The sequence below is a fragment of the Fibrobacter sp. UBA3629 genome (assembly GCF_002374005.1).
Classification (GTDB): domain Bacteria; phylum Fibrobacterota; class Fibrobacteria; order Fibrobacterales; family Fibrobacteraceae; genus Fibrobacter.
The window spans coordinates 23,389-42,867 of record NZ_DFLC01000015.1; the positions used below are offsets into that span (position 1 = coordinate 23,389).

Here is a 19,479-nt window from a genome sequence, read left to right on the forward strand (position 1 = left end):
CGGCCGCCAAACATCCAACATACCACCTTTTCATATCCATCCGCACCTATTCTTTCTTCATTGTCCCCGCATCGAGCCCCTTCACCGCATAAATCCGGCGCTTCCCGTCGGGTTTTAGAACTATAGCAAAACCCGCAAGATAATTCAGCCACTTTTTCGACGTGTAATAATTCATGTCTATGCTGTTGTCCGAAACTAAGGCGACAACCGGAATAATAAGCAAGTCATGCGAAATAAATATCCCCACTCTTTTTCCGGATCGCTCGAATGCGGGAACAATGTTATCGTCCAGGTACTCGGCAACGCGCGGGGAGAGTTCGTAGAACGCGTCGGCATAGCGACCATCGTAGAGCCACCTAGATGTCACCTTCCAGCTTCCGCCATGGTCATCCTTGTACTGATTGTAGAGGACCGTATCTTTCACGAACCACGAGCCGCCCAATAATTCGAGCGTGTCGGCAAGCGTATCGGCCTGGCCTCGGCCCTTCGCGATGTTGTTGCAGGTCTGGTGCGTCCTCGTGGCGGGAGATGCCGCAAAATAAATATCAAAGTCGCCCTTGAGCTTTTCGCCAAACGACAGCGCCTGCTGCACCCCTTCGTCATTCAGGGGCCCTGTCGAAGAATAATCGCTCCCCCGTTCGGCATGGCGCAATACGGCAACAATCTTCTCGCCCTCGGCGAGGCTGTCCAGCACATTCCTGAGCGGGACAAAGGCGGTGACATGCGGTTCGACAACCTGAACGCTATCGACCACGCGGACGCTATCCACAATGTTCACGCTGTCCTTGACATTGAGACTATCCACCACGTGCACGCTATCCCTGACCCGTACGCTATCGATTACGCGCACGCTGTCGCGCAAGACAACGGAATCGCGGATGACAACCGAATCACGGATGACGACGGAGTCGCGCACCACGACAGAATCGCGAACAGTTTCTTTTACCTTGTCCGAAGAGACCTCCGACGCGCCGGTCGCATCGTCCTCGCACGAAACCAGGAACGGCGCAACGCATGCGACGGCGAGAGCTGCAAGCAGGTTCCTGAATTTCACGCACCACCCCCTTCGATGTTTACATCGTCATTGTCCCGGAAGAAAGCCCCTTGACCGGAACATAGCGCATCTTGCCGTCGGTGCCCATGATGATGGCGACACCCGCAAGGTAGTTAATCCAGCTCTTGGTATCGAAATAGCGCAAGTTCACCTTCTTGTCCGTGCAGTAGGCGGTAATCGGGGCGACAAACATGTCATGCGAAATCCAGACTCCCACGCGGTTCACGCTTGCAAACCTCGGCTTCACGACTCCCGTGAGGAATTCCTCGCTACGCTTGTCGAAGTCGTAGAACGCATCGGCATAGGCGCCCTTGTAGGCATATGCCGACGCCACGACCCAGCCGCCGCCATCGGAATTCTTGTAGCTGTCATACTTGGATTCGTCCTTCACGTACCATTCGCCATCCAGATCCTTGATGGTATCGGAAACAAACGGCGACACTCCCGCGCCAGACGCCACATTCTCACAAGTCTCGTAGCTGCGCGTGTAGGTAGAATTCGCGAACACGATGGCATCACCCTTGAGCTTCTCGCCCACGGTCTTCGCCTGTTTCTTGCCGTTATCCGTCAGGTGGCCCTTCTTGCCCGTATCGTCAGTACGTTCCGCATGGCGCAAGATAAAGATGACCTTTTCTCCCGGAGCAAGCGAGGCGTACACATCCCCGATATCCTCGAATTCCATGATGTCGTCGGACGTAGCCGCACGCCACTTGCCCTTACTTTGCTCGTACACGTAGAATTTATCCGCATTGATCTTTCCGGCCTTGATCTGTCCGTCGTAATCGCCCTTGCCAAAACCCACCGTATCCTTCTCGATATCGGTCGCCGCACGCCACCGGTGCGTCTCGGCATCGCAAATAAAGCGCGTGCGCGGGCCTTCGGGCTGTTCGTAATACGAAATGAAGTACTTGCTCAGGCTGTTGTTCACGTGTTTCACGGTCCCTGCCGTCATAGAGTTGCAGGCGCCGAACTGGTAGATGCCGGTCCAGAAATTGCGCAGGTGTTTCTCGAAGTCGGGGACATCGCCACGCTTCCAGCTAGCGATATTATTCCGGATAGTCGCATACGAGCCGCTCGTATCGAGCACCATGAGCCAGTCGGCGAGGTCCGCCTTCGCATTGTTGTCGTCCCAGTTGCCGTTGCCCTTGATGCGTTCGGCAATGCCCGAAGTGTACTGGAGCATGTCGTTGCCAGAGCCGTTCCTTTGCATCATGATGGAAACTGCAAGGAGCGCCGCGCTGTATTCATCGCCATCGAACAGGCTGATGTCTTCGGCAAAACGTCCGTCGGTCGTAACCGTAGACTGTTGCTGCTGCCCGTAGCCCCACGGGAACCCGTTGTTTCCGCCGCCCGAAGATTCGCCCAGGTTAATCTCGAACGAAGAGAGGATTTCCTTCAGGGCCTGGGCCTTCACCGCACGGATCGGCTGGTTGTTGCCGCTATTCTCTACAAGCTTCAATACGCGCGGGGCTTCCATGTGGGTAAGCATGTTCACGTTCACCGTATCGCGGTCCGTCACGTCGACCACCGCCTTGAGCGTCACCATCTGCGACGAAAGCCCGCCGGTCAGTTCGTTATGGAAGTAGCCGTTCGCCTCCACGCGCAGGTACGGCGACACCAGGTCGACGCTGTCGAAACTGAAGTTGCCGCCCGCCTCGGTAATGCAGGTCTTGTGAATCTTCTTGGAATCGGCAAGCCTCTGCGTGCTGTCGAGTTCGATGATCTTGACCGACGCCCCGTAGCGGAACGGGCCCTTCTCCGCAAAGCCAACGATATGCGCTCCCGGCAAACGCACCGGCATCGTATCGAGCGCAGAGGTTCCACTACCGCCGCCATTGAAGAATCCCCACGGGTTCGACTGGCCCTGGCCGGAAGATTCCTCTTCTTCCTCTTCCGCACCCGGAGCCTCCAAGGTCAACACGCCATTGTGGCAACCAATCTTGAAAAGCGACTCGACCGTCTCGGAGGGGAACCATTCCTTCTCAAGGCAGAAATAAAGGACATGTTCGCTCTCGACATAGAAGGACTCCCCTTCCTTATCGGGCGTGCAGGCGGGCAGGTCGTTCTTGCTCAGGACCGCAGTCGTATCTTCAATCAGGGAATCGCCCACCGCGGAGATGGGTTCAGCCTTCACGGAACTCGAGCTGGAACTGCCATGGTGGCCGCCATGCGAATGGCCACCGCTAGAAAGCGCAGCGGACCCGCTGGAAGGATCGTCCACAGAAGAACCTTCGGATGCCGGGTTGTCGGATCCACAAGATGCCAAAAAAAAGGCGATCAGTACAATAGGCCATATCGTCTTCATAATAATGAACAATAGTAATTTACAACCGGATTTCAACTACATGAAGGCAGAATCCAGGCCCTTGACGGGCACATAGCGCCTATTTCCGAGCTCGTCGACAATAATGGCTACTCCCGCGAGATAATTGAGCCACTTTCCGCCGTCGTACTTGCGGAGGTTCACCTTGAAATTCGTGCAGTAGGCGACCAGGGGAACCATCACCTTGTCATGCGAGCTGAGCATCACGAACCGCTGCGACGGGTCGTTGTACTTCGCGAGGAGCACATCCACAATCAGTTCCACGGAGCGTTCGTCCAGCTTGTAGAACGCGGCATTCTCGCCCGTCGTATAGGCTCCCGTGTAGGCATACTTGGAGGTCAGCTCCCAGCCACCGCCACATTCGGATTTCGCCTTCTCGCTCGCCTCGTGGTTTTTCTCGTACCAGTTGTCGTTGAGTTCCGGGAAGGTATCGCGAATGTCGGACTGCTGGCCGCGTCCCTTCGCTATGTATTCCACAGTCTGGTGGGCGCGCAGGAACTCGGAAGCCCCCAACAGGAAATCTTGCCTATGCTTCGTGAGCCGCTTGCCCAAATCGCGCGCCTGCTCCTTGCCGTCAGAAGTAAGCGTCCCGGAGATGCTCGTGTCGTCGCCACGCTTGCCGTGCCGAATCACGAAGATAACGCGCTCGTTGTCCTTGAGCCCGTCATAGACATCCTGGATGTCGACAAAAGTACTCGTCGCCGACATCTGGACAAAGTAAGAATCCTTTTCGAGTTCTGTCGAATGGCGCCATGCCTTTGTCGAAGCATCGTAGGTATAGAAGATGTTGCCGCTAAACGCTCCCGGGCGCACTTCGCCATCCGAGCCCGAACCGAAGGCAGACACGTCCTTCAAGGAATCGGAAGCAAGCCCTACGCCGCCCGCAATCTCGCAGACAAACCGGTCCGGAACTTTCGAGAAGTCCGATTCGTCCGCGACAAAGTAGCGGCTCGCGACATTCCCCACGTGGAGCATCGTTCCCGCATTTTCGCTATTGCACTCGGGAAGCCCGAGTTCCTTCTGGTAGAACAGGCGCAGGTACTTTTCGAAATCGGGAACAGACGGCGCCTGGGCAGAGAGCCACTTGCGGACACCGGCAAAGGCATCTTCCGCATCCGCACGCAAAGCCCAGTCGGCAGCTGCCGCACGTGCAGCCGAATCATTCCAGAGTCCGTCATCCGCGATGTCGTCCACGATATCCGCAAACGAAAACCCATCGCCCACCGCCACGCGCGAAGAAACAAGCAGGTGGATGGCGAGGAAACGTGCTGCCACTTCCTCTTCCGGCAAGTCGGTAAAATCGTCCATGCGGAACGCGCGCAAGACCTCTGTTGACGCCTGCTCCATCGCCGTGGCCAGCGTCTGCCCCGCAGCGACAAGGGTTTCGGCACGCGAAAGTTCGGCCGTCGAAATAAAGTCCACATTCACCGTATCGCTCGAAGACAAGTCACCCAACGCCGAAAGCGAAAGCCCTGCGACCTGCGCTCCCTGGAAATCGAGAGCGACGCCATCGACCGTCACCCTGACATAGGGTCTTTGGTAAGAGACCGGGAAAGTAGCCTCGACAACGGAAGCGCTTCCCGAATCAACCCCGTTCACGGAGAAGTCGGTCAGCGTCTGCAGATATTCAATCTTCATCGAGGAGTTCGGAGACAAGGCGAACAGGGCGGACAAGCGCCCGTCAACAGCAAGACGGCTGAGATGATAGATAGAATCCGGATTCCTGACCCAATCCGTATCATGGGAAATGGAATCGGCCAGCTCAAGGGTATCGCCCGGCTTTAGGGAATCACCCGGCTGCGTGCCGATTACAGCACCCGAGGAAAATCCCCAATAATAGTACGACGAAGAAGAAAATGCTGTAGAAAAATCCCCTCCCTCCGGCGCGGCAGAAGAGGAGTCCGGAGTTTCGGCTCCAGTAGGCGACGCCTCGTCGCCACACGCGACAACCCCAAAAGAGAGCGCACATACGAGCGCCCACAAAAACGCAAAACTCTTTTCCTTTCGTGTACCCATCAAGACGCCCCATGAACGTATAAACGCGGAGTCACACACCCATCTTAAAGATATAATAATTTTCTTACATGCGGAAGATTTTTCCCGCAAATCGGGCATTCCAAGTGCGAATGATGCGGAAACGGAGCGTTTCCTAGAGCATTTTCCCGGTTTCGAGGAAGCGGTTGTGCATCTCGAAGGCGCGGTCGAGCGCAAGCGGCAGGTGCTTGCCCTTCGCATGCTTCAGGCCGTATTCCAGGAAATCGGTCAGCGGTTCACGGAAATCGGGGTGGGCGCAGTTCTTGATAATGAGCCGCGCGCGGTCTTCCGAGGCGAGCCCGCGGAGGTCGGCAAGGCCCTGCTCCGTCACGAAAATCTGCGTGTCGTGTTCCGTGTGGTCCACGTGGCTCACGTACGGCACGATGCTAGAGATGGCACCGCCCTTCGCGACAGACGGCGTGAGGAAAAATCCGAGGGCGCAGTTGCGTGCAAAGTCCGCCGAGCCGCCGATGCCGTTCATCATCGCCGAGCCGCACACGAGACTGCTGTTCACGTTCCCGAAGATATCGGCCTCGAGGGCGGTGTTCATCGAGATGACGCCCACGCGGCGGATGATGTCGGGACTATTGCTTACCTCTTGCTGGCGAAGCACAAAGTGCTTTTTCCAGTCGGCAGCGTTCTGCACGAACTCCTGCTGCGCGGCCTGCGAAAGCGTGAGCGCCGTACCGGAGGCGACACCGAGCTTGCCCTTCTTGAGTAGCGGGAGCACAGCCTCCTGGATGACCTCGGTAAACAGGTCGATGCGCCCGAGACGCTCGTCGTTCGCCATCGCGCACAAGACCGCATTCGCGACCTTCCCGACTCCACTCTGGTAGGCCATTCCCTTCGGGAGCCTGCCGTGCGATTCCTCGAACCGGATAAAATCGAGAATGCGTTCGCCGATATTGCGGGAAACATCGTCGGGTTCTACAAACGGGGTCACCTCGTCGTAGGCATCGTTCTCGACGACTGCGATTACTTTATTTACATCAATCTTGACAAATTCACTACCCACGCGGTCGCCTGCGGAATAGACCGGCAGGGGTTTCGCATGCGGGGGCAGTTCCGGGAGGGCGTCGTCGTGCATGCCGACGCAGCTCTCGCCCAGGCGCGTGTTTAACTCCAGGATAATCTTCGGCGCCATGTCGAGGTAGCAGACCGAATTCCCCCCCGAGGTAGAAAGGCACACGCGGCCGTCGGGCAGTATAGCGCTCACCTCTATCACGGCGACAGTGGGCGCAGGAACTGCGCCCGTGCGCACAAGGTAGCCCATCTTGCCGAGGTGCGCGTCGATATAGCGGATGCTCCCGTCGTTGATACCCTTGCGAAGGCTCGGGTTGCTCTGGTAGGGCATGCGCAGCTTGAGCGCACCTGCGCGGGAGAGCGCCCCGTCGCAGCTGTCGCCGGTCGAGGCGCCCGCATAGAGCGTCACCTGAAAGCTCTCGCCGGCGGCATGCAATTTTTCGGCGCGGGCCGCAAGCGCGAGGGGTACCGCCTTCGGGTAACCCGCGAGCGTAAAGCCCGAAACCCCGAGGATATCGCCATCCTGAATCATCGCCGCGGCATCTTCCGCGGAACACTTCTTGCCTTCAATCCAATTCATATTATCAACCATTTTTCATTCTAAAATCAAGTCTGAATCCTTCGCGCCCTTCGGCAAGCTCACTTCGGCCATGCTCAGTGCAGGCAGGGGCCTTACAAGGTTGGTGAGCCTGTCGAACCACGCGTCACTTCCGGAAAACCCACTTCTTGTACAGCATAAAGCTAGCTAACACGTAGACCACGTTCGCGACTACGTTCGCGAAATACGTAGGCTTCATGAACTGCGAAATCCATGCGGTAAACGGCCTGCACCACTCAGCATTCTCGAGCAGGTACGAAGTTCCTTCGAGCGCCCCGAGATTAAGCGCGTAACTCAGCAAAAAGACAACGAGGAACCGCACGACTTCCGTTCGCTTGCGGTTGTTGCTTCTGAAATTCCAAATGCGGTTCATGAGGTAGCTGTTGATGCCGCCCGCGACAAACCCCAAAAAATTCGAGATTTCCTTGCCCCAGTCCAGCCACTGGTGCAGCACCCACACCACGGCAAGCGTGATGAGCGTGTTTACGATGCCAATGGCATTGTACTTGATGAAATGGAGCACAATTAAAATTTAACATTTTTAAGACACGCACCTAATTTTCAATTAGGTGCATGCGCACACCTTCGGTGCGCATTAACGAAAAAAAGGCGTCCGCGGTTGCGGGCACCTTTTTGAACTTATGTCAGCTGTCGATTACTCGAACGGAACAAGTTCCACGCGGCGGTTCTTGGCGCGATTCTTCTTGCTGTTGTTGTCAGCAATCGGCTTCTCGGAACCGTAACCCACAGCGCGGACGCGTTCGGCAGCGATACCCTTCTTGATAAAGTAGTTCGCAACCATGTCGGCGCGATCCTGAGAAATCTTCTTGTTGGTCTGTTCAGAACCGGTGTTGTCCGTGTGGCCCTGGACTTCGAGCTTCGCGGATTCGACCTTCTTCAAGAGCTTGACGATATCGTCGAGGATCTTGTAGCTCGCCTTGGTCAGCTTGGAGGAACCGGTCTTGAACTGGATACCCTTCTTGAGGAGTTCGAGGTCTTCCTTCTTGTTGACCGGGCAGCCCTTAGCGTCGATCTTCACGCCTTCGAGGGTGTTCGGGCACTTGTCCTGGAAGTCGGCCACACCGTCCTTGTCGGAATCGAGCGGGCAACCCACGGAGTCGACCTGGGCGCCAGACGGAGTGTTTTCGCACTGGTCAATGCCATCGGCCACGCCATCCTTGTCGGTGTCGCTGCTGCAGCCCGTGGAGTCAACAGGCACGCCGGGCTTGGTGTTCGGGCACTTGTCGAGAGCATCCGGGATGCCGTCCTTGTCGTAGTCAAGCGGGCAGCCGGTGTTGTCGACCGTGTAGTTTTCCGGAGTTTCGGCACACTTGTCGAGGTAGTCAGGCACGCCATCCTTGTCAGCGTCGGCCGGGCAGCCAACGGTATCGACAGGCACGCCCTGCTTGGTGTTCGGGCACTTGTCCATAGCATCGGGGATACCGTCGTTGTCGAAGTCGCCTTCGCAGCCTTCGGAGTTCACCTGGGCACCCTGCTTGGTGTTCGGGCACTTGTCGAGGGCATCGGGCACGCCATCCTTGTCAGCGTCAGCCGGGCAGCCCACGGAGTCAACCGGGAGACCAGCCGGAGTGTTGAGGCACTTGTCGAGAGCATCCGGGATGCCGTCCTTGTCGTTGTCGACCGGGCAACCGGTAGAATCGACAGTGAAGCCAGCCGGAGTATCGGCACACTTGTCCATGTCGTCGGTCACGCCGTCCTTGTCGCTATCCTTCGGGCAACCCGTAGAATCGACAGGCACGCCCTGCTTGGTGTTCGGGCAGCGGTCGAAGGAATCTTCCACGCCGTCGCCGTCGAAGTCGCCTTCGCAGCCGTTGATGCCGACGTTAGCGCCTTCCTTGGTTTCGGGGCACTTGTCAAGACCGTCGTAAACGCCATCCTTGTCCGTATCGATCGGGCAGCCGACAGAGTCGATCGTTGCGCCTTCCGGAGTGCCGGGGCACTTGTCGAAGCCATCGAGAACGCCGTCCTTGTCGCCATCGAGCGGGCAACCAGTAGAATCAACAACAGCGCCAGAAGGTGTATGCGGGCACTTGTCGTTCTTGTCGTTGATGCCGTCGCTGTCTTCATCCTTGTCCTTGCCGCCAAAGCGCCAGGTAAGGGCAGCAGTACCGGCAAAGCGCGGAGTCGGAACGTAGCCGTAGGTGACCTTGTTGCCGCGTTCATCGATGTAGCGGACCGTGAACTTCTCAACATCTTCCATCTCTTCCTTCCAATCGTAGCCGATGTTGGTAAGGGCGCGGACGGACATATCGAGACCCATGGCGAAGTCGATGTTCCAGGGCAGGTGGAAGCGGAGACCCGGAGTAACGATCATCGGGTCGGCCATCATGTCACGCGGGTAACCCGTCTTCTGCACGCGGTATTCGCCAGAGTATTCGACGAAGGCGTCCAACCAGGAGAGCGGGAGCCAGTTGATACCCGTACCGTAGACAAGCGTATTGGCCTGTCCGTCACCGGTAGCAAGCACGAAGCCCGCATGGGTGTTCCAACGGATGGGGATATTCTTCTTGGTGAGGTCCAAGGTGAATTCGAGAGTCGCGGCCATCGCAAATGCGTCGGCAGAGAACGGATGGGTGTAGCCTTCATCGTTCAGGTACCAGGCGTGACGCGGACGCGTACCCACGGAGTTTTCGCCAGTCGGGATGTAGAAGTCGAACATGGCGGCAAGGCCGAAGATGCTCTCGTCACTGAACGGGACGCCAGCCTTGAACCAGAGGTCAAGGTCGCCACGGCTCGTGGTCCACATGTCATAGTAACCGGACGGGCCTTCGTCGTCGTTGGCGTGGTCGTAGTAGAGCGGGAGGCTCACACCGACATCCAAGAAGTCGAGAAGACCGATTGCCGCATTGAAGTTACCGGCGAGAGTCCAGTCCCAGCGATTTAAGGTATAGGTCTTTCCCTTGGAGGTGTACTGACCACCGCGAGTAAGGGACCAGTTATCCAGAGTAATGTCTCCACCCGTGCCAATGACAAAATTCCACTGGCCGAGGGTTCTGGCATTATGCTGGTGGATACCGTCAGACCCACCCATCAACCCGCTTTGGGCGAAGGCGAGACTACCGGCTAGTAGTGAAAGAGCGATTGCTTTTTTCATCTATTCTCCTTATTGTGTGTTAATACTTCTTGTAGCCATAGTAGCCGTAGTAGCCACCATAACCGTAACCCGAATGACGTTCGCACTTGTTGAACACGAAGGCCTTCGGCAAAGGTGTTTCGGTACTGCGGTCGAAGGTAGAGAGCGCTTCCTGGATGTTATCCATGCTATGCGCCGACTGCTTCAGCACGCACAAAAGGTAATCCGCATACTTTTCGACCAGGAGCGCATCGCTGCACTGGAATATAGGCGGGGTATCAAGAATAATCAGGTCGTACTTCTTACGGAACGTGTCGAGGAACGTACCGAAGCGGTTCTTGTTCAAGAGGTCGCCCGGGTTCACCACACGCTTGCCCGAACCGATGATGTGGTAGTTCTCGCTAACCATCTCGATGTACTCGTCATCGAACTTTTCGGCACGGAGCATTTCGCAGAGGCCCTTGTGGCCCTTCTTGAACATGCGGCCACGGCGCAGGTCCATATCCACAAGCAAAACCTTCTTGCCCGACATAGCAAAGGAGCATGCGAGGTTCGTCGAGACGAACGACTTGCCCACGCCCTCTATGAGGCCCGATACCATAAGGACCTTCTTGCCGTCGGCAAAGAGCGAGAACTCGAGCGCCGTCCTGAGGGCACGGACCGCCTCGGCAAACGGTTCGTCGGGCTTTTCGTGCACGACCGGATCGAGCACGTTGTTCTCGGTGCCCTTGCCGAGCATCGGGAGCTTTCCGTACACGCCGATTCCCGTAGCCTGCTCGACCTCGGTACTGCTCGCGACACCGTTATGCGACATGCGGCGCACGAGCACGATGGCACAGCCAAGGAGGAGGAACGCCAAGGCGACACCGCCAAAAATCAGCTTGCGGTTCGGCTTCGCAGGCTTTATGGGCACGTAGGCCTGGTCCACGATACGCACGTTTCCGACTTCACCCGCCTGCACCACGCGGAGCTGCTGGATATTGTTCAGGAGGTTCGTGTAAAGCTTGTTGTTGACTTCCACTTCCTCTTGCAGGGAGAGGAATTCCTGCTGGGTCTTGGGGAGCTTGTCCGCCGCCTTCTTCTGCTTCGCAAGTTCGCCATAGAGCCTAGCCTGCTGCTGCTCGATGGTACGGACCGTCGGGTGTTCCGCCTGGAACAGGCGCAGGGCTTCCTGCTTCTTCTGTTCAAGTTCGAGCAGGCGCTGCTGGAGGCTCACGTCCTTTTCGAGGTGTACGCGCGTTTCACCCGAAAGGTCGATAGTCCCGTTCGCATTGCGGAACGAGGTAAGCTTCTGTTCGGAAGAATCGAGCTTTGCCTTAACGCTGGGGAGCTGTTCCTCGAGGAAGTCGAGGGTTTTCTTCGCCTCGGCGCTACGCATTTCGATATTCTGCTTGAGGTAGGTATTCGCGATGGAATTCAGGATATCCGCCACGCGGTCCGGGTAGGCGTGCTGCATCGAGACGCGGATAATCCCGGAATTCTTGCCCTCTTCCGAGACGCTCAGGCCACCCAGGAGACCGGCAACCGCCATCTGAGGATGGGTCGCACCCAGGAGGAAGGTCTGGCCCGGACGGGCCTTCATGGACCGCACGCAAATGGCAAGCGTATCGCCCGCATAGGGTTGCCTGTAGGTTTCCCCGACCTCGCCCTTCAGCAATACGGCATCGTCCTCGCCCAGGAGTTCGAACTTGGTGGAATCGGGCAGCACACGGGCCTTGATCTTGATTTTCGCCTCGGATACGGCACGCGGGATGCTCAGGAACTCGAGGTCCATGCGGCCTTCCCTGTGCAAAAGGCGGTCGACCTTGTCCAGCGGTACGGCCGAATAGCAGAGGCGCTGCTCATCGACGACCGTAGAGAGCACCATGCGGCTCTTGATGAGTTGCATTTCTGCTTCGGAGGGGGTAGATACATCCAGGAGGGCACCCATTTCGCCAAGCGCCTTGGACGACTTGTTGCCCTTAACATCCACCTGCAGAAGGATATCGCTCTTGTACGCGGGACGCATCCACATGGAAGCAACGCCACCTGCAAAAAGCCCCAAAACAAGGAAAATCGTCAAGAACTTCCACTTGCTCTTCAAGAACACCAGAATTTCGAGAATGTCAATCTCGTCATCTTCCGGTTTCGCAGTAGCGCCTTGCGGTACCTTATTATCCATCAAAAAATCTCCAAGTCATTATCAAACGTCAAGATACGTTCAACGAGGGAAAAATACATTATTATTACAAAAGCTAGCAAAAAAAGAAATAGTGACGAAAATCACCCCGGCTTTTGGGCCAGTTTTTCGCCACACATCAACCACAAATATATTATCTTCTACCCCCCGTGCAACGGAAATATGTGCCAAGACATCTAAAATGACGAAAATGAGTGAAAAAAGCCCCATACTTTCGATACAGGACATCCGTCGCGACTTCAAGATGGGCGACGAGACCGTACATGCGCTGCGCGGTGTAAACTTTAATATACATCCAGGCGAGTTCGTGACCATCATGGGGACCAGCGGATCGGGCAAGTCGACGATGCTCAACATACTCGGGTGCATGGACCGCCCCACCTCCGGGCACTACATACTGGACGGCGAGCATACCGAAAAGCTAAAACGCGACGCGCTCGCACGCATAAGGAGCAAGAAAATCGGGTTCGTGTTCCAGAGCTACAACCTGCTGAACCGCACGACCGCCATCGAGAACGTGGAACTGCCGCTCCTGTACAATTCGGGAGTGAGCGCATCCGAAAGAAGGCGCCGCGCCATCGAGGCCCTGGAAAGGGTCGGGCTTGCCGAACGCATGAACCATGTGCCGAACCAGCTTTCGGGCGGCCAACAGCAGCGTGTCGCCATCGCGCGCGCACTCGTGAACGACCCGGTCATCATCCTCGCCGACGAGGCCACCGGGAACCTCGACACGCGCACGAGCTACGAAATCATGATGATTTTCCAGGAACTCAACCGCCAGGGGAAAACCATCGCCTTCGTAACGCACGAGCCCGACATCGCGACCTTCAGCGGGCGCACCATCACGCTCCGTGACGGACTCATCAAGAAGGACGTAATCAACGAGAACGTGCAGGACGCGAAAGCCGCCTTCGAGGCCCTGCCGCCACCGGAGACGATTGATAATTGATGATGGATGATTGATGATGGATAATTGACGATGGCTCCACTTACCTTGGCAAAAATCGCTCTCCGCGCACTGTTGCGCAACCGCATGCGCACCTTCCTCTCGGTGCTCGGCATCGTCATCGGTGTCGCGGCCGTCATCACCATGGTCGCGATGGGCGAAGGTTCGCGCATTTCCATCAAGGAACAGATGACAGCGATGGGTTCGAACGCCGTCATCATCATGCCGAACCGTGACAGGCGCGGCGGCGTGCAGATGGAATCTTCCGAAATGCTCGAGGAAGCCGACCTAATCGCCATCCGCGAGCAGGCGACCTACATCGACGGGGTGTCCCCGATGGTCACGGTCGGCGGGCAGGCGATTGTAGGCAACAACAACTCACCCACCACCCTGAGCGGCGTATCGGCAGACTACCTCAAGATACGCAACTACGAAATCGAGGACGGGGTCATGTTCGACGACGAGGCCGACCGCATGGCAAAGGTATGCGTCATCGGGCAGTCCGTCGTAAAGAACCTCTTCCCCGACGAGGACCCCATCGGAAAGACAATCCGCTACAAGAGCATCCCGCTAAAGGTCATCGGCACCCTGAAATCAAAGGGCTCCGGCGATTTTGGACAAGATAATGACGACGTGATATTCACTCCGTACCAGACCGTGATGCGAAGGTTTTCGGCGACAACAAATATCCGGCAAATCTACGCGAACTCCATCGGCGAAGGCTACGCCGACAAGGCGACCGAAGAAATCATGGGCATATTGAAAGAGCGTCGCGGCTGGACCAGGCCCACGGACCCGTTCCGGATCTTCACGCAGGAGGAAATGATACAGACCATCACGAGCACCTCCGACCTGATTTCGCTCGTGCTCACCATCATCGCGGGAATCAGCTTGTTCGTAGGCGGCATCGGGATCATGAACATCATGTATGTTTCCGTGACCGAACGCACCAAGGAAATCGGGCTACGCATGGCAATCGGCGCGCGCGGCCGCGACATCATGTTCCAGTTCCTGTTCGAATCCGTCATCATCAGCCTCCTGGGGGGCATCATCGGAATCGCGCTCGGCATCGCCGCCTCCGAAGTCGTGAAGAACTTTTTCAACATGCCCATGAGCGTCTCCATCACGAGCGTCATCGTGAGCTTCGGCGTATGCTTTGTCACCGGGGTATTCTTCGGCTGGTACCCTGCAAGGAAGGCGAGCAGGCTCGACCCCATCGAAGCCTTGAGATTCGAATAGGCCCCTGTCCTTTTTCCGTTTTTTCTTGTATATTTAGGGCATGGACCTGCTTGAATTCTTAAAACCGATGCCGGTCGTGGGCATTCTCCGCGACATTCCCAAGGGTGCCGAAGAGGCATGTGCAAAGACAGCCGCAAACTGTGGGCTCAAGGCCATCGAAGTGACAATGAACACGGAAGGCGCCACGGACATCATCGCAAAGCTGAAGGCATGCGCAAAGCCCTACGGCATCACCGTCGGAGCGGGCACTGTCCGGCACGGGAGCGACCTCGAAAAGGCGCTTGCCGCAGGAGCAGAATTCATCGTCACGCCCAACACCCGAAACGAAATCATCCGTCTCTCGTGCACGGCGGGCGTCCCCATCATTCCAGGTGCGCTCACGCCGACCGAAGTGCAAAAGGCATTCGACCTCGGTGCTTCCGCCGTCAAGATTTTTCCCGTAAACTGCGTCGGCGGGCCCGAATACATCAAGGCCCTGCGCGGCCCCTTCCGCGACATCCCGCTCATGGCATGCGGCGGAGTAAACGCGGATAACGTCCAAAATTACTTCAAGGCGGGAAGCAACCTCGTATCGTTCGGGGCCAGCATCTTCAATGTGCAGCTGATGCAACAAGGCGACTGGGCTACGATAGCAGACAAGCTAAAAAAACTGCTTGATGCCGTCAGCAACCGCGACTAGTCACTTTCGCATTTTCTTCTTGCATTCATACATCGCGAAATCCGCGCTGTGGAGCATTTCGTCCATTTCGCGGTAGTCGTCGCTGGAATGTGCAACACCGTAGGCAAAGGATGCGCTCTTGTCCACAATCGTCACCGCCTTCACGGCCTCCTGCATACGTTCGGCGCAGATGAAGGCCCCGCGCTTGTCGGTATCGGGGCAAAGCACCATGAATTCATCTCCGCCCATGCGGAACAGCATGTCCGATTCGCGCAGGAGCTTCTTGCATGCGCTCACCACGGCACGGAGCAAGAGGTCGCCCGCCTGGTGGCCATAGTCGTCGTTAATCTGCTTCAAGCCGTTCAGGTCGAAATAGATCAGCGAGAAGTGAGTCCCATAGCGCTTGCTGCGTGCGAACCATTCGCGCAGGGAATACATCCCGTGGCGGCGGTTGTAGGCGCCCGTCAAGTCGTCGGTCAGGGAAATATCGCGCAGGTAGCGCAGGGAACGCGAAAGCCGGATATGCACGTTCACGCGCGCAAGCAGGATATCGGTAATCGACGTCTTGGAAACAAAGTCCGATGCACCCGCATGGAACCCCTTGGTAATGCTATCGCTGTCTTCCCGGCTCGTGAGGAAGATGATGGGGAGGTCGTCGAGCGCATAGCGCTGGCGAATGCGCAGGCACACCTCGTAGCCGTTGAGACTCGGCATGTTGATATCGAGCAGCACAAGGTCCACCCTCTCCTTGTCGAGGTAATCCAGGGCCTCCTCGCCGGAGTTGCACGTCGCCACGTTATAACCCACCTGCGTCAAAAGCTCCTGCATCTGCTGGAGCGTCTCCGCACTGTCATCCACTATGAGAATCTTTTCTTCGAGCATAATCCTGGACTCCTTTTCCCCTAATCTATATTCTTGAGCCGACAAACGCCACTGCGACAACTCCGATTGGCCAAGAAGAGGCGCTTTCGCGCCCAAAAACTAGAGGAATTCGAGTTTCGGGGCGCTTTCGACAATCCCCTTTCGGGCGGCGAGTTCAAAAAACAGGGAAAGCGATTCCTTGCGCTCGTCGGTAAAACGGTAGTCGAGCACCCTGTAATAATCTTCCAGGACCCCGCGCGGGAGGTCGACCGGGTACCTGGCAAGCCAGCGATCGAGCGCGCCCGAGACATCGGCCCGGAAGCTCTCGATTCCCGCTTCCGTCTGCCGCAGGTAGTTTTCGAGCAGCGGTCTCAACTGCGGCGCGAGCGCAGCCTTCGAGATGACCCATGCGCCAAACACGAACGGGAGTCCCTGCCATTCCTGCCAGAGCGTCCCGAGGTCGTAGCTGTAGGGGAAACGGCCGCGGGCGTTCTCTTCGAGCGCGAGGTCGCCAATCAAAAGGCAGGCATCGTCCGAGGCCTCTGCCGAAAGGCCTTCGCAGTAGAACGGCGAAACCCCGTAGCGCATTTCGAGAAGAATCCGCAGGAGCGCGACAGAGGTCCTGCTCTGCGACGTAAGACGGACGTTACGGCCACCGAGATCCTCTATCGGGAAATGCGAAAAGAGCTTGACCGAGCGGACCTCGAAGGAGCACGACGTGCAAAGCGACGGCGAAAGCACGAACGCCCCGGGTTTCTGCGCAAACGTAATCGACGATGCGGGAGAAAGATGGATCGTCCCTTCCTTGAGTCCCGCGCTATGGGCACTCGGCGGGCCGTCCACGAACTTCACTCCGGCACATTCATCTTCGCGTCCGAGAAATTCATGGAAAAACGGTGCACATACCAAAAAAGGGATTCGTCCAACCTGAAGGGGCATATAAAAAAATTAACTTTTATGCGGGGCCTCCTGCAAGGCCGCAAATACAAATCAACCGACAATAAGAGATGGCTAAGGTATAATGGCTGTATTTCGCGTGAAGAAAACATCTGTGGGTGCAGACGAGAAAAGCATCGTGTTCAAAGGCAAGATTCTCGAGGGGCCCATCAGCAAAGGCATGACCATTGAAATCCCGATTACCCCGGATATCAAGATTCCGGTGAAGATTTACGACGTAGTCCAGTTCGAGAACCAGAAGGACGAAGACAAGAAGGTCGGCCTCGTCGCCGATTTCTACGACCTTCCCGAAGACATGGAAGTCATCCTCGGGCTGAACATCGCGAGCGAAGATTTGAACATCATCAACTAACCCTCAACTCATAGGACGACAAAACCATGAAAAAGGAAAGACTGCGCGGAGTGAATTTGGGTGGCTGGTTCAGTCAGGTCGACTGCATCCAGGAAAAAGACCCCGTCGGTTTCCCCGGGGTCGTCCAGCACATCAGAACCTTCCTCGACAAGAGCGATTTCAAGCGCATCCGCGAGGCGGGGTTCAACCACGTGCGACTGCCCGTGGACTACTTTAACTTGTTCAAAGGCGAGAACGACACGCCCGACGAGGAGGTCTTCGGGCTTCTGGACAAGGCGCTCAAGGAAATCCAGGAATCGGACCTCGACGTCATTCTCGACCTGCACAAGTGCCCGGGTCACGATTTCCACCTGGGCTGCTCGACGGAACAGGCGTTCTTCGCCGACCCCGCCGCACGCAAGCGCGCCTGCAACATCTGGGCGTTCATGGGCGAACGCTACAGCGGCGAACCCCGCGTGATGATGGAACTTCTGAACGAACCTGCCGGCAGCGACTCGAAGGTTTGGGACAAGGTAAAGGACGAACTCTTCTGGGCTATCCGCAAGCACGCCCCGAAAAACACGATCGTCGTGGGCAGCAACAAATGGAACAGCGCGAAGGAATTCGAGTTCCTTACGCCGCTCGACGACGACAACGCCATCTACAGTTTCCATACCTACACGCCCGTGACATTCACGCACCAGGGCGCCGCATGGATCAGCGACCCGTTCTTCCACATCGAACGCCCGTGGCCCGGCGACTATGCCGCCCCGACGGGAGATGCAGAAACGCGCCTAAACGTGGAGTACGGCAAGTGGGACAAGGCGAGACTCCAGGCAAGCATCCAGAACGCGCTCGACTTCCGCGCGAAATACGACCTGCCGGTAAGCTGCAACGAGTTCGGCGTATACGTGCAGGTGCCGCGCCAGTACCAGATCGCATGGATGCGCGACTTCCTCGACATCCTGCGAGCAGCCGACGTGGGGTTCAGCTACTGGAACTACAAGAACCTCGACTTCGGGCTTGTATCGAAGGGCGAATCGCTGCACGAGAGCCTCGCGCAGTACAACAACCCCGAAAGGCTCGACCGCGAACTGATGGACATGCTCGCGAAGGGCTAGTTCCGACCGATCGAACTGCAGACGAAGGCAACCCGCATGGCAACAGGATTCATCAACAAGCTGGAATCGTTCGGCTCGGTCGACGGGCCGGGCATCCGCTTTGTCGTGTTCCTGCAGGGTTGCCCGATGCGCTGCAAGTTCTGCCACAATCCCGAAACGTGGGGCTTCGGCAAAGTAAACGGCGCCATCGAAATGACCGCCCGGGAGCTACTCGAAAAAGCTCTCCGCTACAGGACATACTGGGGCAAGGACGGCGGCATTACCGTCAGCGGCGGCGAACCACTCGCACAACTTGATTTCATGGTGGAGTTCTTCGAGCTTGCGAAAGCATCCGGAGTCCACACATGCATCGACACGAGCGGAGTCACGTTCAGGCGTTCCGGCGAAGCGTTCGCAAAAATCGAGCGCCTGATGCAGGTGACCGACCTGCTTCTCGTGGACATCAAGCACATAGACAACGTTGTCCATAAAGAACTCACCGGACACGGAAACGAAAACATCATCGACTTTTTCCGCTACCTGGACGAAATCCACAAGCCCATCTGGATTAGGCACGTGCTTGTACCCGGAATAAGCGACGACGACGGCGCATTGACCCGCACCCGCGAATTCATTGGCACGCTCCATAACGTGGAACGCATCGACGTGCTACCCTACCACGCCCTCGCACTGGGCAAATACGCCGAACTCGGCATCGACTATGCACTCAAGGACACGCAGTCGCCCACGGCAGAGCGAGTCGCCAACGCCAACGCCCTCCTCGAAACCGAAAAGTACACCCGCTGGAAAAAGCAGTAATTTAGCGCCAGTGAAGCCATTTCGTCAAAGGAATGGCAACAATAAAATTGAAAATAAAATAAATTACGAAAACCCGAGGAAGTTCGCTTTCCGGAAGCGGCATCGTTGCACCGCCTCTCAATCCATACCCCACACCCTCTTGATCCATAATCACAAACATCACACTCATGAAAAGTGCGAACACAAAGCACTTGATAAAATTTTTTATAAAGTCTTTTGATTTCTGTGTCATCGTGGCGATCTAAAACTAATATTTCGTCTTA

At 56.7% G+C, this 19,479-nt stretch carries 16 protein-coding genes; 6 read left to right on the forward strand and 10 right to left on the reverse strand.

Going from position 1 to position 19,479, the window contains the following annotated elements; translation table 11 throughout:
* Positions 1 to 46: 46 nt before the first annotated feature.
* The 7 genes from B2310_RS05525 to B2310_RS05555 all read right to left on the reverse strand — a co-directional run bounded on the left by B2310_RS05525 (position 47) and on the right by B2310_RS05555 (position 12,287).
* Positions 47 to 1,054, reverse strand: a complete 1,008-nt coding sequence (locus B2310_RS05525) for a histidine phosphatase family protein (RefSeq protein ID WP_290729317.1) — start codon at positions 1,052 to 1,054, stop codon at positions 47 to 49.
* A gap of 19 nt (positions 1,055 to 1,073) precedes the next feature.
* Positions 1,074 to 3,320 carry a histidine phosphatase family protein gene (locus B2310_RS05530; RefSeq protein WP_290729320.1) on the reverse strand — a complete coding sequence of 749 codons (2,247 nt, stop codon included), beginning with the start codon at positions 3,318 to 3,320 and terminating at the stop codon, positions 1,074 to 1,076.
* Between the two features lie 75 nt (positions 3,321 to 3,395).
* On the reverse strand, positions 3,396 to 5,393 hold the full coding sequence (locus B2310_RS05535) for a histidine phosphatase family protein (protein WP_290729323.1): 1,998 nt from the start codon (positions 5,391 to 5,393) through the stop codon (positions 3,396 to 3,398).
* A gap of 133 nt (positions 5,394 to 5,526) precedes the next feature.
* A complete protein-coding gene (locus B2310_RS05540; protein WP_290729326.1) occupies positions 5,527 to 7,014 on the reverse strand; it encodes an acetyl-CoA hydrolase/transferase C-terminal domain-containing protein in 1,488 nt (495 codons plus the stop codon).
* Between the two features lie 124 nt (positions 7,015 to 7,138).
* A complete protein-coding gene (locus B2310_RS05545) occupies positions 7,139 to 7,555 on the reverse strand; it encodes a GtrA family protein (RefSeq protein WP_290729329.1) in 417 nt (138 codons plus the stop codon).
* Positions 7,556 to 7,687: 132 nt separating this feature from the next.
* Entirely contained in the window at positions 7,688 to 10,147 is a 2,460-nt protein-coding gene (locus B2310_RS05550; RefSeq protein ID WP_290729332.1) for an OmpA family protein, read from the reverse strand.
* Between the two features lie 19 nt (positions 10,148 to 10,166).
* Positions 10,167 to 12,287, reverse strand: coding sequence for a polysaccharide biosynthesis tyrosine autokinase (locus B2310_RS05555; protein ID WP_290725647.1), 2,121 nt, complete (start codon positions 12,285 to 12,287; stop codon positions 10,167 to 10,169).
* Between the two features lie 208 nt (positions 12,288 to 12,495).
* Here B2310_RS05555 and B2310_RS05560 point away from each other — a divergent pair, with 208 nt between their 5' ends.
* From B2310_RS05560 to B2310_RS05570, 3 genes are read left to right on the forward strand one after another with little or no spacing between them, the layout of a single operon-like run.
* Entirely contained in the window at positions 12,496 to 13,254 is a 759-nt protein-coding gene (locus tag B2310_RS05560; protein WP_290729335.1) for an ABC transporter ATP-binding protein, read from the forward strand.
* A 30-nt stretch (positions 13,255 to 13,284) separates the two neighbouring features.
* The gene (locus B2310_RS05565) at positions 13,285 to 14,490 is read left to right on the forward strand and encodes an ABC transporter permease (RefSeq protein WP_173381004.1); all 1,206 of its coding nucleotides are present in this window, start codon (positions 13,285 to 13,287) and stop codon (positions 14,488 to 14,490) included.
* Positions 14,491 to 14,530: 40 nt separating this feature from the next.
* Positions 14,531 to 15,169 (forward strand): bifunctional 4-hydroxy-2-oxoglutarate aldolase/2-dehydro-3-deoxy-phosphogluconate aldolase, encoded by a 639-nt coding sequence (locus B2310_RS05570; RefSeq protein ID WP_290729338.1) that lies wholly within the window; start codon positions 14,531 to 14,533, stop codon positions 15,167 to 15,169.
* Here B2310_RS05570 and B2310_RS05575 read toward each other — a convergent pair whose 3' ends face one another.
* Both B2310_RS05575 and B2310_RS05580 read right to left on the reverse strand, forming a co-directional pair.
* On the reverse strand, positions 15,170 to 16,030 hold the full coding sequence (locus tag B2310_RS05575) for a GGDEF domain-containing response regulator (protein WP_173381006.1): 861 nt from the start codon (positions 16,028 to 16,030) through the stop codon (positions 15,170 to 15,172).
* Between the two features lie 99 nt (positions 16,031 to 16,129).
* A complete protein-coding gene (locus tag B2310_RS05580) occupies positions 16,130 to 16,948 on the reverse strand; it encodes a menaquinone biosynthetic enzyme MqnA/MqnD family protein (RefSeq protein ID WP_290729343.1) in 819 nt (272 codons plus the stop codon).
* Positions 16,949 to 17,030: 82 nt separating this feature from the next.
* On the opposite strand from B2310_RS05580, the gene B2310_RS05585 reads away from it, so the two are divergent.
* The 3 genes from B2310_RS05585 to pflA are packed head-to-tail and all read left to right on the forward strand — an operon-like array spanning position 17,031 to position 19,216.
* A complete protein-coding gene (locus B2310_RS05585; protein ID WP_290729346.1) occupies positions 17,031 to 17,318 on the forward strand; it encodes a hypothetical protein in 288 nt (95 codons plus the stop codon).
* A gap of 26 nt (positions 17,319 to 17,344) precedes the next feature.
* Positions 17,345 to 18,418 (forward strand): glycoside hydrolase family 5 protein, encoded by a 1,074-nt coding sequence (locus tag B2310_RS05590; protein ID WP_290729349.1) that lies wholly within the window; start codon positions 17,345 to 17,347, stop codon positions 18,416 to 18,418.
* A 36-nt stretch (positions 18,419 to 18,454) separates the two neighbouring features.
* A complete protein-coding gene (gene pflA, locus B2310_RS05595) occupies positions 18,455 to 19,216 on the forward strand; it encodes a pyruvate formate-lyase-activating protein (RefSeq protein ID WP_290729352.1) in 762 nt (253 codons plus the stop codon).
* 1 nt (position 19,217) lies between these two features.
* Here the strand turns inward: pflA and B2310_RS05600 are convergent, their stop codons facing one another.
* Positions 19,218 to 19,448, reverse strand: coding sequence for a hypothetical protein (locus tag B2310_RS05600; RefSeq protein ID WP_290725630.1), 231 nt, complete (start codon positions 19,446 to 19,448; stop codon positions 19,218 to 19,220).
* Positions 19,449 to 19,479 lie beyond the last annotated feature (31 nt).